This is a genomic window from Roseateles terrae (genome assembly GCF_014192155.1).
GTDB lineage: Bacteria > Pseudomonadota > Gammaproteobacteria > Burkholderiales > Burkholderiaceae_C > Roseateles > Roseateles terrae.
Window position 1 is genome coordinate 82624 of the sequence record NZ_JACHXO010000008.1, and the last position, 16412, is coordinate 99035.

Annotated in this window: 13 protein-coding genes; 5 read left to right on the top strand and 8 right to left on the bottom strand. The window is 67.2% G+C overall.

From position 1 onward, the window contains the following. Positions 1-3: 3 nt before the first annotated feature. Positions 4-597, bottom strand: a complete 594-nt coding sequence (locus tag FHS28_RS19725; protein WP_184295258.1) for a chalcone isomerase family protein — start codon at positions 595-597, stop codon at positions 4-6. A gap of 357 nt (positions 598-954) precedes the next feature. Between FHS28_RS19725 and FHS28_RS19730 the strand changes: the two genes are divergently transcribed. Further along, positions 955-1965, top strand: a complete 1011-nt coding sequence (locus tag FHS28_RS19730; protein ID WP_088453555.1) for a SphA family protein — start codon at positions 955-957, stop codon at positions 1963-1965. Here FHS28_RS19730 and FHS28_RS19735 read toward each other — a convergent pair. Beyond that, a complete protein-coding gene (locus tag FHS28_RS19735) occupies positions 1946-2620 on the bottom strand; it encodes a PA4824 family protein (protein WP_184295262.1) in 675 nt (224 codons plus the stop codon). The genes FHS28_RS19730 and FHS28_RS19735 overlap by 20 nt on opposite strands. Positions 2621-2718: 98 nt before the next feature. On the opposite strand from FHS28_RS19735, the gene FHS28_RS19740 reads away from it, so the two are divergent. From FHS28_RS19740 to FHS28_RS19750, 3 genes are read left to right on the top strand one after another with little or no spacing between them, the layout of a single operon-like run. Beyond that, entirely contained in the window at positions 2719-3252 is a 534-nt protein-coding gene (locus tag FHS28_RS19740) for a pyridoxamine 5'-phosphate oxidase family protein (RefSeq protein ID WP_088453557.1), read from the top strand. Positions 3253-3261: 9 nt separating this feature from the next. Continuing rightward, the gene (locus FHS28_RS19745; protein WP_088453558.1) at positions 3262-4263 is read left to right on the top strand and encodes a diacylglycerol/lipid kinase family protein; all 1002 of its coding nucleotides are present in this window, start codon (positions 3262-3264) and stop codon (positions 4261-4263) included. Continuing rightward, the gene (locus tag FHS28_RS19750) at positions 4260-5045 is read left to right on the top strand and encodes a metallophosphoesterase family protein (protein ID WP_088453559.1); all 786 of its coding nucleotides are present in this window, start codon (positions 4260-4262) and stop codon (positions 5043-5045) included. Before FHS28_RS19745 ends, FHS28_RS19750 begins: the two co-directional genes overlap by 4 nt. A gap of 25 nt (positions 5046-5070) precedes the next feature. Here FHS28_RS19750 and FHS28_RS19755 read toward each other — a convergent pair whose 3' ends face one another. The 5 genes from FHS28_RS19755 to FHS28_RS19775 form a co-directional block, all read right to left on the bottom strand. Continuing rightward, the gene (locus FHS28_RS19755; protein ID WP_088453560.1) at positions 5071-7329 is read right to left on the bottom strand and encodes a hypothetical protein; all 2259 of its coding nucleotides are present in this window, start codon (positions 7327-7329) and stop codon (positions 5071-5073) included. A gap of 192 nt (positions 7330-7521) precedes the next feature. After that, positions 7522-9126, bottom strand: coding sequence for a hypothetical protein (locus FHS28_RS19760; RefSeq protein ID WP_088453561.1), 1605 nt, complete (start codon positions 9124-9126; stop codon positions 7522-7524). A 59-nt stretch (positions 9127-9185) separates the two neighbouring features. After that, on the bottom strand, positions 9186-11057 hold the full coding sequence (locus FHS28_RS19765; RefSeq protein ID WP_088453562.1) for a GGDEF domain-containing protein: 1872 nt from the start codon (positions 11055-11057) through the stop codon (positions 9186-9188). 15 nt (positions 11058-11072) lie between these two features. After that, entirely contained in the window at positions 11073-13268 is a 2196-nt protein-coding gene (locus tag FHS28_RS19770; RefSeq protein WP_310736827.1) for a putative bifunctional diguanylate cyclase/phosphodiesterase, read from the bottom strand. 10 nt (positions 13269-13278) lie between these two features. Then, positions 13279-13647, bottom strand: a complete 369-nt coding sequence (locus FHS28_RS19775) for an Hpt domain-containing protein (RefSeq protein WP_184295265.1) — start codon at positions 13645-13647, stop codon at positions 13279-13281. Positions 13648-13907: 260 nt separating this feature from the next. On the opposite strand from FHS28_RS19775, the gene FHS28_RS19780 reads away from it, so the two are divergent. Beyond that, positions 13908-15647 (top strand): sensor histidine kinase, encoded by a 1740-nt coding sequence (locus FHS28_RS19780; protein WP_184295268.1) that lies wholly within the window; start codon positions 13908-13910, stop codon positions 15645-15647. A 35-nt stretch (positions 15648-15682) separates the two neighbouring features. Here FHS28_RS19780 and FHS28_RS19785 read toward each other — a convergent pair whose 3' ends face one another. Further along, entirely contained in the window at positions 15683-16396 is a 714-nt protein-coding gene (locus tag FHS28_RS19785; protein WP_310736828.1) for an ANTAR domain-containing response regulator, read from the bottom strand. Between the last annotated feature and the right edge of the window lie 16 nt (positions 16397-16412).

The following is a 16412-nucleotide window of genomic DNA, read 5'->3' on the forward strand; positions in this document are numbered from 1 at the left end:
CCATCACTTCGCCGGTGCCAGACCCAGCAGACCATCACGCGTGCTGCCGCGCACCTTCGGGCCGATCCACACCTTCATCATCATCGGGAAGAAGGTCTCGCCTTCGATGGCGTCGCCGGTCTTCTGGCCGTTCACCGCGAAGGTGGTGGTGCGCTTGGCCGGGTCGTAGTCGATGGTCACGAGCTCGCCCTTGAGCAGCTTGGAGCGGCTGCCGAAGACGATGCCCAGCTGCGACGTCTGGATGATGTTCTTCGCAAACTCTTCCTGGGCGTTCTGACGGATGCGGTCCAGCATCGCATTGGAAAGGTCGCGTGCCGAGACATCACGCAGCATGTAGAACTGGATGCGCTTCACACCTTTCTCAGCCACAGCGCCTTCCATCGTGTTCTGCTTCTTCGGCAGATAGAAACCGACGGCGGTGGAACGGGTGGAGAGGATGCTCGACGTGGCAGCCCCGTTGAGCAAAAGGTTCTGGCCGTAGACGGCTTCGGTGTCCTGGAACTTGTAGCCTTCCACATCGACCTCGGCGAAGGCCGTGGAGGTCAGGGCAGCCAGGCCAAGGGCCAGGCTCAGAAGGCGGAAGGAAGGACGGGTCATAGGGCTGCTCCTCGTGGGGTCGTTCATGTCGTGTTCTTGTGATGCAACGCAGGCTTGTGACTTCACCCGAACCTGCGCGCATCGCCGTCTTCACCGATGTCATCGGCGTTGCGGCGCCGCGAATTACATCGGAAGCGCCGCCTCTCGCACAGCCCCGCGATGTGGGGTTGCACCTCTAATTGACACGGCTTGTGACGTTTGGCACGCCGGACTTGGCCGATGGTCGGCATGATGCGCATCGTCGCAAAGGCCGTTGCCATCGGCCTTCCAAGCGCAACAGGTGAAAAGCCCCAGTGCCGCGGGCGGCCCGGCTTGCACCTGCCAACAGACTGAGACAACAACTTCATCGAGGGTTTTATGACGACGCTTCATTGCCGCGCTCTGGCGGCTGCTGTGCTATGCCTGACCGCTGGCGCCACCTTTGCCACTGAAAACAGCCAGGTCCGCGGCCTGCTGGGCGCCCCGTCCTATGAACTGTCCACGCCGCAGTTCCCCGGGATTTACGGCCAAATCTGGGCGCAGCATTACGAAGCGACGAAGCTGCGCGATGGCAGCGGCAACACCCCCACCACCACCACGACCATCCCCGGTGTCGGCACCTTGCCGCTGAGGGTGGAGGGCAGCGTGCGCGCCGATGTGCTGGTGCCGCGCCTGACCTTCGTCACCGACCAGATCATTCTGGACGGTCGCCTGGGCTTCTCCGCCGCGCTGCCGATGGTCCACCAGACCACCCATGTGAACCTCACGACGACCCTGCCGGCTGGCACGCCGCAGCCGGTGGTGACCGGCGTCAACGGTGCACTGGCCACCGCCAGCGCGCAGCGCTCGGGCAGCCATTCGGGTCTGGCGGATCCGGAAGTCTCCGCCTACCTGGACTGGGCCCAGGATGAATCGCGCATCGTGGCCGGTGTGGCGATGAACCCGCCGCTGGGGGACTACGACAAGAACCGCGTGGTCAACACCGGCTCTGGCAAGTACTGGACCTTCAAGCCGCTGCTGGTGGCCACCCGCGCCTGGGAAAACGGCTTCTCCGTCGGCCTGCGCGCCACCTACAACATCAACACCCGCAATGACGACACCGGCATCAAGTCTGGCCAGTATCTGCATGCGGACTGGAGCGGCATGTACCGCCTGAATGACCAGTGGCAGCTGGGCGTGCAGGGCTATGTGCTCAAGCAGTTCACCGCCGACAAGGGCGGCCTCGCGGGCGACAACAAGGTGCAGGCGCTGTCGGCCGGCCCGGTCATCGCCTATGTCGCCGAGAGCGGCAACTGGGGCGTGGACCTGAAGACGATGCAGGAGTTCTCGGTCCGCAACCGTCCGCAGGGCACGCTGACCTGGCTGCGCCTCAACGTGCGCCTGGACTGAATGTCCAGTTAAGACCCAGCGCCCACCACGGGCGCGTCTCTGAGCCGAGATGAGCCGCACGGCTCAGGTCCAGGGACACGCGTTCATTGAAGAGATAACGCACCCCGCCGCGCCAGTGGCGGGCCCCATGATCGTCGAAGCGTTCGCCGATCAGGGACCAGTGGGCCGTCGGTGCCCATTCAGCTGCAAGACCGCGGCGTGAATGCGACCCGGCGCCGGCCACCTGGTCCATGCCCAGATGGCCATGCACCGCCAGCGTCGGTGTCACCTGCCAGGTCACCGGGATGCCCCAGGTGCTGGCGGTGTAATGGCCGCTGCCCGCGTCCCAGGTGGCGCCGGCGGACAGCCCCGCACTCCACGATTCATTGATCGGCATGGCCCATTTGGCCTGGGGGCCGATGAAGGTCTCGCGACCTTCACCGGGCACCCGCACCTGATCGACATTCAGTCCCCATTCCAGCGCGCCAAGCCGGCACCCCGGCCCCACGTGATTGAGGGTGGCACCGCCGCGTTCGGTGCGTTCCTGCCACAACTCCAGCTGACACTGACCGGGTTCCAGGATGGCGGCGTCGTCCACCGCATGATGGCCGCCAGCCGCCCATGCGGGCCACGGCATCAGACCGAGAAGTCCGAAGGCAATACAAAAGCGCTTCATTCCGAGGGGCTGGTCGTCCAGCGGTACTGCAAAGTTGCGCGGATGGTAGTGGCACGCCCTTTGCCAAGAAAGCGGTCAAGTCTTCAGGAGTTCACACCATGTCTGTTTCCAGCACGACCACCCCCGCCAACGAGGCCGATCGTCGGCATAAGTTGTGGGATCTGATCAAGGACACCCGCTTCGCGATGTTCACCACGCGGCATGCCAACGGCCATCTGCATTCCCGTCCGATGACGACCCAGAACCGGTCGGTGGATGAGGATGACACGCTGTGGTTCTTCATGTCCCGCTCCGGGGATCCGGTGGCCGACATCCAGAACGATGCCGTCGTCAACGTCAGCTATGCCAATACCGACAGCGACAGCTACGTGTCGGTGTCCGGTCGCGCGTCGCTGAATGAGGATCGCCAGCGCCGGGAAAAGCTGTGGAACAAGGCGGCTGAAGCCTGGTTCCCGAAGGGCATTGACGATCCGGATGTGGCGTTGGTGCAGGTCAAGATCACCCATGCCCACTATTGGGATGTGAAGGCCAGCAAGCTGACGCAGCTGTACGAGATGGCGAAGGCGGTCGTCACCGGCGAGCAGCCCAAGAAGCTCGGCGAATCCGGCGAAGTCCGGATGAACGCGGGCTGAAGGTTGAACATGGCGGGTCCTCCTCTGTTTGTTGTCTTCAACCTGGCCTCCGGTCGCGGTGACCGCGAGGAGGTCCGCCGTGAGATTGAATCCGCCTGCGCCGCCCAGGGCCGCCAGGCGGACCTGCTCAGCGTCGACGCGCCCAACCGTCTGATGGAGACGGCGCGAGAGGCGGTGCGGCGGGCGAAGGCGGCCAGTGGCATCGTCGTGGCGGCGGGGGGCGACGGCACCCTGAGCGCGGTGGCCCAGGCCACGCTCGGCAGTGGTTGCCCGTACGGGGTCCTGCCGCGCGGCACCTTCAACTACTTCAGCCGCACCCACGGAATTTCGGCCGACATTCGCGAGGCGATGAAGACCTTGCTGGAAGAGTCGCCGCAGCCGGTGCAGGTGGGCCTGGTCAATGGACGAGCGTTTCTCGTCAATGCCAGTGTGGGTCTCTACCCGCAGTTGCTGGAAGACCGGGAAAGCTGGAAACAGCGCATCGGCCGCAGTCGGCTGGTGGCGCTGGGGGCGGGCATTGCCACGCTGCTCAAGGGCCATCGCTCGCTGCGCCTGCGCTTTGATGCGCCCGACGCACCGGATGCGCCGCAAGAACTCCGCACGCCCACGCTGTTTGTCGGCAACAACGCGCTGCAGATGGAGCAGGTGGGCCTGCCGGAATCGCGCGCCATCGATCGGGGCCGGTTGGCCGGCGTGGCCTTGAAGCCGGTCGGCCGCTGGGCGCTGCTGGGGCTGCTGCTGCGCGGCGCGCTCGGCCGCCTGGGCGAAGCCGACGCGCTGGTCGACTTCTCGTTCAAGCGCCTGACGGTGCGCGCCCGCCGTTTTGGCACGCGTCGGGTGAAGGTGGCCACCGATGGCGAAATCGTCTGGATGCAGCTGCCGCTGACCTTTGAGGTGTCGCCAGAGCCGCTCATGCTGGTGCGACCGCGCGGGCTCGCGCCGGAGCGTGCGGCTCAGCAGGCTCAGCGGGACGACGCCCCACTGGCGGAGACCGAAAGGTCGCTTCCGTGACGGTGCTGCTGCAGGTCAGTGATCCGCACTTCGGGACCGAGCGCCCGGCCGTTGTGGCCGCACTGGAGGCGCTCTGGCGGGAGCAATCACCCGATCTGCTGCTGCTGACGGGTGACATCACCCAGCGCGCGCGGGTGCAGGAATTCCGCGCGGCCCGTGCCTTCCTGGACCGGCTCGCGCCCCAGTCGCTGCTGGCCATTCCGGGCAATCACGACATTCCGCTCTTTGACCTCTGGAGCCGCTGCCTGCATCCCTACCGGCGATTCCAGCGGCATTTCCAGCCAGCCCTCGACGGTGAGTTCCGCCATGGCGACGTCCAGGTGGTCGCGGTGAACACCACGCGCTGGTACCGTCATACGGACGGCGAGCTGTCGGTGGAACAGATCGCGCGGGTGGCCGAGCGGCTGCGTGCCGCGGATCAGGCGCGCTGCCGCGTCGTGGCAGTCCATCAGCCGGTGGCGGTGACCCGTCAGAGCGACCTGAACAACCTGCTGCACGGTCACGAAGCGGCGGTGCATGCCTGGGCGGAAGCGGGCGCTGATCTGATTGTCGGCGGCCACATCCATCTGCCGTTTGTGGTGCCGCTGCGGGAACGCTGGCCGGCGCTGGCCCGGCCGATGTGGGCGGTCCAGGCCGGCACTGCGTTGAGCACGCGCGTACGGGGCGGTGTGCCCAACTCGGTCAATCTGATCGACCTCGGCGCGCAGTGGCAGGTGCATCGGTGGGACTTCGATGCGGAAACCGACCGCTTCGTGCAGGCGGGGACAACGCTGCTGCGCTGAGCGACCCGGGTGCCGGCGGGCCGGCTCAGCCCGCCAGGAACTGGTGCAGCACAATGCTGGAGCGATAGTCCTCCCGGTGTTGATCCAGATGACGCGCCAGATACTCCCGCAGCTTCAAGACCGAAGCACCCAGCCACTGCGCGGATGACTCGGTGCATCCGGCGGCCTTGAGCAGCGACAGCCGCTCCTGCGGCGCCATCGAGCCCAACACGGCCGCATAAAACGCGTCTCCGCCGTGTGGGATGGCGAGCACCTCGGCGCCTTGCACGGTCGCATACCGGTCCCCCCGGGGCGAGCGGGTCACACGGACCGGCGCCCGGTCCGCCATCGGCTCCCCGAAGCGGAACATCAGGGCGCCTGTCTGCGCATCATGGATGTCCAGGGTGCGTCCGACCGGCCACGCAGCCAGATCCGCCAGCAGGCGCGGTGCGAGGTCGGCGCTGAAGTCGGTCCATCGCCGGGGCGTGCGGACGTCGTGCAGGAGTTGCTCCACGGCGGTGCTGAACTCGGGCGCAAACAGCGCCTGCGTCTCCCGATCCAACACCAGCGCAGGGTCCACGGTCGCTCCGGTGGCGCCCATGGCGGCGTCCGGGGCCTCGCCTTCGACCAGCGCCTTCAGCCATGGCGGGGCAGCGGTCGGACGCAGTTCTTCGAAGCGCTGGGCCGACGGTTCTGGCGCGCGTGGGTGAATGTGGATGGCCGCATCGATGCTCTGCTCGTGGCGCAGCTGCGCCAGCCGCTCATCCCGCGCGATCTGGTGGGCGGCAAACCGGGAGGTGAGCTCATCACTCCGGCCGACGGGCAGGTCGCTGTATCCGACCGGGCTGCCCTCCGGCGACTCGTCGTCCCAGTCGCGCAGGGGCTCCGCTTCGAGGTTCGCCAGCAAAGCTTGATGATCCGGGTGCATGCCGGAGGCGCTCGACGCGGCAGGGTCGTGAATGTCGGCGGCGTCGGCATGACGGTCGTCCCGCAGCACCGCGCAGGCCATCGGCTGACCATCCTCCATGGAGAGGTAGGTCATGCCGGCGTGATGGCGCAGGGGCGGCGACATGACATCCTGGGCCGGCCGCATGCCCGGCAGGTAGGCCTGCAAGCCGCACAGCACCTGCGACATCAGCGATTGCTCCAGCGGCGACATCCGCCGATAGACCTCATGAACCGGCACCTTGAAGTCAAACCGCTGGCCGCGGCGTTGCTTCAGCTGGGTGTCTTCCAGACAGACCTGCACCGCGCATCCGGCCACCAGCCAGTCTCGCAGCTGCGGCATCGGGCCCGTGTGATGCTTGCGCGTCAGATTCACTTCCCTGGCCGTGATGTCCCGCCCCAGCCGGCGGCACAGCTCGAGTCGCTGCTGAGCGGCGGGCGATGTCACCAGGCGGTCCAGCTCACTGGGGACGGCCAGCAGGCGGTAGTCGAACCAGGCCATGGACAGCGCGGCCGACCGGTCGGTCGCCTGCAGTCCGGCGTGGGTGGCCGGCGCGCAAAGCCGGGGGCCGACCTTCAGCTGGAATTCGGGCGCCGCATCGAGGTTGAAGCGGTCCAGCGCCTCCTGCAGATGTCCTCCGCCTTTGACCGTCGCGTCCAAAGCGTCCTGCAACAGGAAGAAGTGCAGTTCGAGTGGGGAGGGGGAGTCCTGGGCATCGGCAGCGGTCAGCTGGGCCTGCGTCTGGGGCGCGCTTTCCATGCGGATGCCGCCGGGTTCGCTGCGCAGGGTGAGCAGGGGTTGCGACGCTGCGCCGGTGAGGGGTGCACTGCGGGCCAGGCAGGTGCCGGCAGGCGGATGCCAGGCCCCCAGGGTCACACCGGCCACCAGGGCCGTCGACGCGGAGAAGGGGCCATGAATGGGCACCGACTTGATGAGGGTCACCGGTCTGGATTCGACATGGCTCTGAGTCAGCCACGCGGTCCACTGCTGGTCGAACTCCTTCAGTGCGGCCGCCACGCCCGGACTGCGACCCAGGAAGAGGCCGTCGTCGTCGAGCAGCGCCTCCATGTGCGGTGCCACCTCCCGGGCGACCCGTCGGAACCCTTCGTCGCCGGGGAGATGCAGGCGCGGGCTGCGGGAGATCGTCATGGCGATGTCGCGCAGATGCTGGAACCGGGCTTCACCCGCGGGCCAGTGCTTCACCTTGAACAGGTCCCACACCAGCGGCGCGAGATCCTGAACGTTGGCCGGCAGCGGATCATGGAAGGTGCGGTAGTGCACCTCGAGGCGGTCGGCCTCCCGTTGCGACAGCGGGGCTTGCGTCGCTGCGCCCGCGGCATCGGCGGGTGTCGGCGGCATGGGGCCGGGCGCAGCGTTCCGCGGGGGAAGTGGCGGCGCCTCGTCGAGACAAAGACTGGACGCTGCGGAGAGGACAACGGGGCTGATCATGCAGGGGGCTCGGACCGGTGGAAACGATCATGAGTGACGTGCTTGAACAGAGCGTTCACAGACGCCATGCGCCATGGCCGCCACATCCGGCGCGTTGCATGTTCAGTCGCTCCAGTCCTCCAGCCAGTGCGCCGTCGCCTCCGTCGGGCCTTCCGTCATCGAGGGGTCGAACGCTTCGGACAGCGCGTCGCCGAACTCTTCGGACATCCGCCTGCGGACCGGGGCGGGCAGGGTCTCGCCCCACCCGTCGTCCGCTGGATCGACCTGCGGCTCGGGCGCGGCGGCGCGCGCCGCGGCGAGAGTGGGAAAGGTGCGCACCACCACGCAGCCCATGGGACTGCCCCGGTCCATGGAGACATATGTGGGGGCCGGCTTCCAGACGGCGGGACGGTCCATGGCGGACAGGTCCAGCCCTGCAATCTTCCAGCGCAGCGAGGCCAGAATCGCCTGCAGCAGCGTGATCTCCGTGGGAGTCATCCGGGCGGTCACTTCGTGCACAGGCACCACGAAGTCGAACTCCGTGGGCTGGGTACGCGAACGCCCTGCGGCTTCGAGGCAGAGCTGGACGGCGCAGCCCAGCACCAGGGAGGCGCGAAACTGGTTGTAGGGCGCAGGCAGGTCGGGCAGCAGCTCATTCACTTCGGCATGCGCAGCGTCCTGGACCAATCGTCTGCAGGCGTTGAGGTGGTCCAGGGCCCCGGGGCCATCGATCCGCTGGTCGAGCGCGCCCGGCGTGACCAGCCCGGCATAGTCGAACCACAGGATGCACTCTTGGCACGACCCCGGTTGCACCTGTAGCTCCGCCCTCCGTATCGCATCGGAGAGGCCCGGCGCCATTGTCAGCCGCAGGCGCGGGTCCGCGCCGCGGTTGAAGTGATGCAGAGCATCCTCCAGACACCGACCCGCAGCCAACGACAGCATCAGCGTGCCGTCGAGACCGTTCAACGCTTCGCGCAGGCGGCTTCCATCCGCCCGCCAGTCCCGGTCGCCTTGCGGCGTGACTTCGATCCGCAGGCGACCCCGTGCGGTGCTGAGACAGAGCAGGGGCTGACAGGGCACCCGGTCGCCCTCCCGGGGGACCGGCGGGCTCGGCATCGGCGTGCTGGCCAGCAGGGTGTCCATCAGCGGCTGCGGGGTGCGCAGTGTCAGCCCCGTCACGGCGGCGCGGCAGGTCAGCAGCGGCTCCTTCAGAGGGACTGACTTGACGATCATCACCGGACGTTCCTGCGCGTCGGGGGCGCCCAGTGCGTTGTTGAAGTGGACGGCGAATTCGTCCAGTGCGGCCTCCACGCCGGGTGTTCGTGAACCTTCGGTGCCCCCGCGGGCCAGCATGGCATTCAGCCGGGCGCGGCAGGTGTGGGCCATCTGCCGGATGCCGGGATCTGGCGGCAATACCAGACGGGAACAGCGCGACAGCAGCATCGCGATCTCATGCAGCTGGCGGTCTTGCGACGGGCCGTCACGATCGCGCAGGGCCGTCAACAATGCGTACAGAACGGAGGAGAGGTCATGCACGCCCTGCGGCGCGGGGAACGGGCGCTGGTTGTAGCGCTGCCAGAGCGTTTCCACGTCCAGCTCGGGGCCGCCCGGACTGTCGCAGCGCGAGGGGCTGGGGGCGCTGAGCGTGCTCGACGAGCTGGAGGCCGACGAATCAGGGGACGCGCCCTGATGGCAAGCAAGGGGAACCACAACCGCGGGGCTGATCATGCGGACACTCTGGTCGTTGAAACCGACCCTGAGTGGCCTGTGCGCCCCGTGTGTTCGGGTCAGGCCACGCAGGCCCGGTTCTTCCCGGTGCGTTTGGCTTCGTAAAGCGCTTCGTCGGCGCGGTCCAGCGCGTGTTCCAGGGTCTCGCCCTGCTGATAGAGCGTGACGCCCGCCGAGAAGGTGACGAACACGTCGCGGCCTTCATGCATGAAGAGGCTGGCCGACAGGGACCGCTGCAGACGCAGCAGCACCGCCTGTGCTTCTTCCAGCGGCGCCTCGGGCAGGATCAGCACGAATTCCTCACCCCCCCAGCGGCCCACCTTGTCCCCGGGCCGCAGCAGCCCGGAGACCCGCGCCGCCAGTGACTTCAGCGCTTCATCGCCGGCTGCATGGCCGAGGCTGTCATTGAGCTTCTTGAAGTTGTCGATGTCCAGCAGCGCCAGGGCCAGCGGACGCGGCTCCCGTTCCAGCTTCGCTCGCTCGGTCTCGAAGGCGGCGATCAGGCCGCGACGGTTGGCCACCTGGGTGAGCTGGTCGGTCTGCACCTCGTTCGAGAGCTTGCGCAGTTCGCCTTCCAGCGCCTCCACCCGCTCGGCCAGCTGGCTGGCGCGGTCATGTTCATCCCGCAGGCGGCCCTGGGTCTGCTGCACCAGGGACTGCACGCTGCGGCTTTCTTCCACCATTTCGCGCACCACCCCCGCCAGGCTTTCCAGCGTGTCCGCCTTCTCGATGACTTCGGCGTATTTGCCGACGCTGTCGCTGAAGCGGTCGGTGTGCTGGCCCAGTTCGCCCAGCTCCTGCAGCATGCGGTTGATCAGGCCCTTGAGGGCATCGCGCGCCCGGCCGCGTTCCTCGCGCAGGCTGGCCTGGCGGCTGCGGGTATTGACCAGCAGCTCATTGACCGAGCGCACGCTGCGGGCGGTCAGGCCCTGGGCCAGCGTCTGGCCCATGACTTCGCACTGGCCGCGCGCCCAGGAATCGTCTTCGGCCAGATCCGCCAGACTGTCGGTGAGGGCGCCGCACAGCTTGCCCAGCTCAACGAAGGCATGGTCGCGATGGTCCAGCCAGCGGCGTACCCGCGCGCACAGGGCTTCCATGGCTTCGGCACGCGCAGGCGTGGCGCCGTCGCGGCGGATCTCGGCGAGGGCCGCGTCCAGCTCGGCCACCAGGGCAAGCGCGCGCGGGTCTTCGCCGCGCAAGGCATGCTGCACCGTGTCATTCAGGCTGGCGCCGACATCCGGCCAACGGGCTTCGCCCGGGCCGTTGCTGCCCAGCAGGCTGGACAGTTCGCCATAACGCGCGTCGGTCCCTGCAGCAGCCGCGCCGTCTCCAGGCGCTTGCGCCACTTCATCATCGGTGAAGAACTGGCTGGGTGTGCCGGCGTCGCGGTCGTCATCATCGTCCAGACCGTCATCCAGCGGAGCGGGCTGGGTCTCCACCCGGGCGTCACTGGTGTCGCTGTCCCAACTGCCCACCAGCTGGCGCAGCCGCTGCATCAGTCGCTGAGGATCGGTGCGGTTGCTGGCGAGCACCCGCAGCACGCCGTCCTTCTTGCGCGCCAGCGTCCACTGCCGGCCGCCGCGCTCCAGCCCCTTCATCAACCGCTCGATGAGCTGGGCCATCTGCTCAGCCTGGGCGCCGGCGCCATGGGTCTGCTGCAGGGCTTCCAGCGCCCGCTGCAGTTCGTCCCAGCGACCTTCCTTGAGTTGGGTGGCCAGACCGGTGCGGACCTGCAGGTCCGGCACTGCCAGGCTCAGCAGGCGGCTGATGGGCGCCTGGGCCCGGTCGGGCAGGGCGCCACCATCGCGCTGGGGTTCACCGGCCTCCTGCGCATAGGCCCGCGCATAGTTCTCCGGCGTGGGTTCCAGCTTGTCCAGCGCCAGGCGGCGCAGGGCCGCCTTGGCAATCAGTGCGGGGGGCTGCTGCGGCATCGGTGAGACTTGAATTCAGCGTTGGGACAATTCTTCGCCAGCTTCGGCCGAGGGAAGGATCCAGGGAGCCTTGCGAGGCAGCACGGTCTGCGCCAGCCAACGCTCCAGCTCGTCCGGGGGCAGCGGTTTGCTGAACAGGAAGCCCTGCATCAGGCTGCAATCCAGCCGTCTGAGCACTTCCATCTGGCGCAGGGTCTCCACGCCTTCAGCAATCACCTGCAAGCCCAGCGAACGGGCCAATGCAATGATCGCAGTAACCACGGCGGAACTCTGCGGCGTAATACCGAGATCCCGGACAAAACTGCGGTCGATCTTCACTTCCGAGATCGGCAGGGTGGTCAGGTAGGCCAGGGACGAATAGCCGGTGCCGAAATCGTCGATGGAAATCTCGACGCCCACCTCATTGAGACGGTGCAGCGCCGGAATGACGCTCTGCAGATCCTTCATCAGGCCGGTTTCAGTGATCTCCAGCTGAATGGCGCGGTGCGGCACCCCCCAGGCACTGACGAACTGGTGAATGTGTTCCACCAGATCGGAGCGTTCAAACAGCCGGTTGGGCAGGTTCACCGCAATCGACTCGGAGAAGCCGAAATTGAGCTGCCAGACCTTGGCCTGACGCGCCGCCTCCCGCAGCGCCCATTCGGACAGCGGCACGATCAGGCCGGTCTCCTCCGCCAGCGGAATGAATTCGCCGGGCGGCACCAGCGTATTGCCACGGCGCCAGCGCATCAGCGCTTCGGCGCCCACCATCCGGGCGGTGCGCACGTCGATCTTCGGCTGGTAGTGCAGCACCAGTTCGTCGCGCTCAATGGCCTTGTGCAGCGCCGATTCCAGTTCCAGCTTCTCGCGGCCACGGCCGGCCAGCATCGGCGAATACAGCGCCGACGCATTGCGGCCCTGGTTTTTGACCGCATACATCGCCACGTCGGCATTGCGCATCAGGTCGGCCATGGTCAGGCCGTCACGCGGATACAGCGCAATACCCACACTGGCCGTCACAAAGCATTCCTGGCCTGCAATGAAGATCGGTTCCCGCAGGGCTTCCAGCACCCGCCCGGCGACGCGCTCGGCATCGCCTTCATCGCTGACTTCCGGCAGCAGGGCCACGAATTCATCACCGCCCAGGCGGCCCACGGCTTCCAGCGTCCGGTGCGACCGGGTGCCCACCGATTCCAGCATGCCTTCCATCACCTGATCGGAATGGCGCACGCAGGAGCGCAGCCGGCGGCCGACCTCCATCAGCAGCTCATCACCGGCCGCGTGGCCCAGGGTGTCGTTGATGACCTTGAACCGGTCCAGGTCGATCAGCAGCAGGCCGACGTCGTGGCCCATGCGCCGACCGGCCTCAATGGCCCGCTCGGCCCGCCACATCAACTGGCGGCGATTCGGCAGGCCGGTCAGGGCGTCAAAGTTGGCCAATTGGCGGATGCGGTCCTCGGCCATACGCCGGTCGGTCACATCCTGGATGACGCCGGTATAGCCGCAGGCATTGCCGTGTTCATTGAACTCCGGCTCTGCTTCAATGTGAATGACGCGCTGACGGCCGTCCAGCAGCGTGAAAGGCAGGTCGGTGACCAGCACCGAGTTGTGGGCCACCACATCGCGCAGCAGACGCATGAACAGCAGCCGCTCTTCTCGCGGCACCATGCGCATCACGCCAATGAAATCAAGCGGATCGGTCGGGCTCCGCCCAAACACGCGCAGGGCCTCATTCGCCAGCTTGAATCCCTGGCCGGTCTGCCATTCAAAACTGCCCATGCGGGCGAGATCCTGGGCGCGGGCCAGCTTGGCCTTGCTGCGCTCCAGTTCAATGCGGGTGCGCGAGCTGCGCAGCAGGTAACGCAGCCGTCCCGCCAGCAGTCGCCATTGCGTGGACTTGACGAAGAAGTCGGTGGCGCCCGCCTGATAGGCGCGATTGATCGAGGCTTCGTCGTCCAGCCCCGTCAGCATCAGAATGGGTGAATTTTCGAAACCGGGCAGGGCGCGCAGTCGCTCGCAGGTCTGGAATCCGTCCAGCCCCGGCATCAGCGCATCCAGCACGATCAATTCGGGTGTCCATTGCGTCACCAGGTCCAGCGCTTCTTCGCCGCTGTGGATGCTGGTCACGTCAAAGCCGTGCTCGCGCAGGGCCGCTTCGATCAACATCAGGTTGACCGGGTCGTCGTCCACCAACAGGACGCGCGGACGTTCGTTCAGCAGGCTGTCCTTCACGTCGCCCCTTTCATTGGGTGGGGGACAGCAGACGCTGCATCGCCTGGCGTGCGGCGTCGATTTCCGCCAGCACGCCGGTGGTCAGGGCGGGCAGCCGTTGGGTGTCTCCCGCGCGGGCGGCCGTTTCGATCTCGGCACAGCATTGCGACAGTGCCAGCGCACCCAGACTGGCGGCAGCCGATTTCAGCGTATGCGCCACATGCCGCACAGCGGACAGATCGGCCGACGCAGACAAGCCCTGACGCAGCACGACTTCCTGCTGCTCCAGCGCTTTCAGAAAGGCGCCCACCACACGTTCCAGCAAATGATTGTTGCCACCCGGATCCAATTCGCGCAGGCGGGCGAGGGCCTGCTCATCCAGCACGGAAGAAGGGGTCATCGGGCGCGAAGGCATCGTCAGGGTGGAGTCTGGTGACATCTTTTAATGATGGATCTGCAGTGATGGTTTCACGCAAGGTCGCAGTGCATTGTCTGTCAGTCGAAGCCCTCGGACGTGCGAAAAAGCGGCAAATCTGGGGTGCTCCGTTCGGCAAATGGGGGTAAGCCCTTGGTTTTGGGCGTGTGACAGACGTCCTTCACTTTGATGAGACGGTGGTGGCAGCCGCCGCGCCCCCAGGTTGCCTGCCTACAATGGCTAGCATGACTAGGTTGGGGGAAGCCGTCGTTCGCCGTCGGCCTTGGAAGGGAGCGGCGCTGGCCTTGGGGCTGGCGGCGCTCGCTCTGGTCCTCCTGGTGGCCCTGAATCTGGAACAGGCCGGACCGGGCCTGGTGCTGACCGCCCTGGTGGCGGGCGCCGTGCTGATGATGTTCGTCGCAGCCGTGTCCTGGCATATGGCTGTACGGTTGGCACGGGCGCAATTCGGTGAATTGCTGCGGGAATCGCGTCAGCAATCTCATCTCCTCAGTCAACTCATTCCCGACTGGCAATGGCAGACGGATGCCGCGCATCACCTGGTGCGCTGGCAGGCGCCGCAGGGCGCGCCGTCGTCCAGCTGGGTCGGCGGACCCTTGCACGGCGCGGTCACGCAGACCTTGTGGGAACGATTCGAAGCTGCCGACGCGGACCTGGATCTGGCGACTGCACTGGCGGCCGGACAGTCGTTCCAGGGCTGGCGGGTGCGGGATGCCCAGGGCCGCTGCTGGGAACTGCGGGGGCAGGCGGTGATGGACGCCACCGGTCACTTCAATGGTTATCTCGGGACCGCGCGGTTGGAAGCGCCCGATTCGACGACGGATGACGCCGGGGCTGGTGACGCCGCGGGATCCGGGCGCGTGGCTGCGAAGGGGGGCATGGCGGCGAGCGTCGTCCCGGTCGGGACCGGTGTTGCGAGTCTCGCTGGCGGCGCGCCGTTGCCGCTGTTGACCACCGACTGGCTGCACGCCCTGCCAGGCCCAGCCTGGCTGCTCAGTGATGGCACCCATGGGGGCAGCACGCGGTTGATCGATTTCAACGATGCGGCGGCGCAGATGATGGGCGGCGCCGTCGAGGTCAAGGGACAGCTCTGGCGCGCCTGCGAGGAGCACCTGCCCGACGAACTGCGCCAGGCCCTGGCGGAGCCGGATCTGCAGTCCGGCAGCGCCTGTGGTGCCTGGTGGCTGTGCCTCACGCCGGTGCCGCAAGGGCAGGGCCAATTGCTCAGCCTGTGGCCGCAAGGCGCGGTGGACACGGTGCCGGCGGCCCTGGCCCTGCGGGCGGCAGAGCAGGCGCGGGCGGACCAGGCGTCCTTCAGCTACACCGTGTCCCACGACCTGCGCGCGCCTTTGCGGGTGGTGGAGGGCTTCACCCGCATCCTGAAGGAAGACTACGGCCGGCTGCTGGACCGCGCCGGCAATGACCATCTGGACCGCGTGCTCAGCGCGGCCGGCCGGATGCACAGCATGATCGATGCGCTGCTCGCCCTGTCGCAGCTCTCCTCCCAGACCTTGCGGCAGGAGACGGTGGATCTGTCGCTGCTGGCGTCAATGGTGCTGGAGGAACTCCGCCGCTCGGCGCCGGAGCGCCAGGTGGAGACCTTTGTGCAACCCGGGCAGCGGGTGATCGGGGACCCGACCCTGCTGCGCATGGTGCTGGAGAATCTGCTGGGTAACGCCTGGAAGTACAGCAGCCGCCAGGCCGCGGCATCCATCCGATTCGAGTCGATGACCCGGGACGGCGAGCAGGTGTTTGTGATCTCCGACAACGGCGCCGGCTTTGACATGCGTTTTGCCGACCGGCTGTTTGGGGTGTTCCAGCGGCTGCACAGTGCGAGTGAATTCCAGGGGACCGGCGTTGGCCTGGCCTCCGCGCGCCGGATCGTGCGCCGGCATGGCGGCGACATCTGGGCGGAATCCGAGATCGGGCAGGGCGCCCGGTTCTATTTCAGCCTGCCGATGGCCTGAAGGGGGGCCTCAGGCGACGACCCCGGGAAGGTCGCTCAGGCGCCCAGGGCCAGTTGCTCGACGGCTTCGATCAATCGTTGCGCCTGATCCACCGGGCTGATCTTCTGCTCGGTCGCCATGCGCTCGAGCCGGGCCAGCGCCTGGGCGCGGGTCAGCGAGTAGCGATGCATCAGGATGCCCAGCGCCATGGCCTCGACCCGGTCGAGCGCCTCCTGGCTTTCGACCGGTGCCACCGGGGCCGGTTCCGCGTCACCGCGGGCCGGACGATTCGCAAAGGCGGCTTCCACCGCCGGCACGATCTGGTGAATGTCCAGCGGCTTGACCAGGTAGGCCAGCGCGCCGAGTTCCTTGACCTTGGCCACCGTGGCCTCGTCCGCAAAGGCGGACAGGAACATGAAGGGCATCTGCAGGTAGTCGCGCAGGTAACCGGCGACATCAAAGCCGCTCATGCCTTCCATGCGGATGTCCAGCAGCGCCAGATCGGGCCGTTGCTGGCGGGCGATCAGGATGGCGTCGTCGCCGTTGTCAGCGTCCAGCACGTCGTAGCCGGCCTGGGCCAGGCCATGGGTCAGCGTGGCCAGCACCAGCCGGTCGTCGTCGACCACCAGGATGCGGCCCTTGTGTCCGTAGGTGCCCTGCGGACCATGGCTGGCGCCGGCGCCGGCACTTCTGCCGTGCGCTGCTCCCCGGCCGGCCGGATCGGGCCGGTTTCCGAATGGGCGGTCGCCCAAGCCACTCACGCTGTTCACGCTGCTGTCCAAGCTT

Bases quoted from the DNA above. Each gene is read 5' to 3' on its own strand.
- FHS28_RS19745 (WP_088453558.1), top strand. From the start codon at position 3,262: ATGGCGGGTCCTCCTCTGTTTGTTGTCTTCAACCTGGCCTCCGGTCGC.
- FHS28_RS19735 (WP_184295262.1), bottom strand. From the start codon at position 2,620: ATGAAGCGCTTTTGTATTGCCTTCGGACTTCTCGGTCTGATGCCGTGG.
- FHS28_RS19775 (WP_184295265.1), bottom strand. From the start codon at position 13,647: ATGACCCCTTCTTCCGTGCTGGATGAGCAGGCCCTCGCCCGCCTGCGC.
- FHS28_RS19730 (WP_088453555.1), top strand. From the start codon at position 955: ATGACGACGCTTCATTGCCGCGCTCTGGCGGCTGCTGTGCTATGCCTG.
- FHS28_RS19765 (WP_088453562.1), bottom strand. From the start codon at position 11,057: ATGCCGCAGCAGCCCCCCGCACTGATTGCCAAGGCGGCCCTGCGCCGC.
- FHS28_RS19760 (WP_088453561.1), bottom strand. From the start codon at position 9,126: ATGATCAGCCCCGCGGTTGTGGTTCCCCTTGCTTGCCATCAGGGCGCG.
- FHS28_RS19780 (WP_184295268.1), top strand. From the start codon at position 13,908: ATGACTAGGTTGGGGGAAGCCGTCGTTCGCCGTCGGCCTTGGAAGGGA.
- FHS28_RS19725 (WP_184295258.1), bottom strand. From the start codon at position 597: ATGACCCGTCCTTCCTTCCGCCTTCTGAGCCTGGCCCTTGGCCTGGCT.
- FHS28_RS19740 (WP_088453557.1), top strand. From the start codon at position 2,719: ATGTCTGTTTCCAGCACGACCACCCCCGCCAACGAGGCCGATCGTCGG.
- FHS28_RS19755 (WP_088453560.1), bottom strand. From the start codon at position 7,329: ATGCCGCCGACACCCGCCGATGCCGCGGGCGCAGCGACGCAAGCCCCG.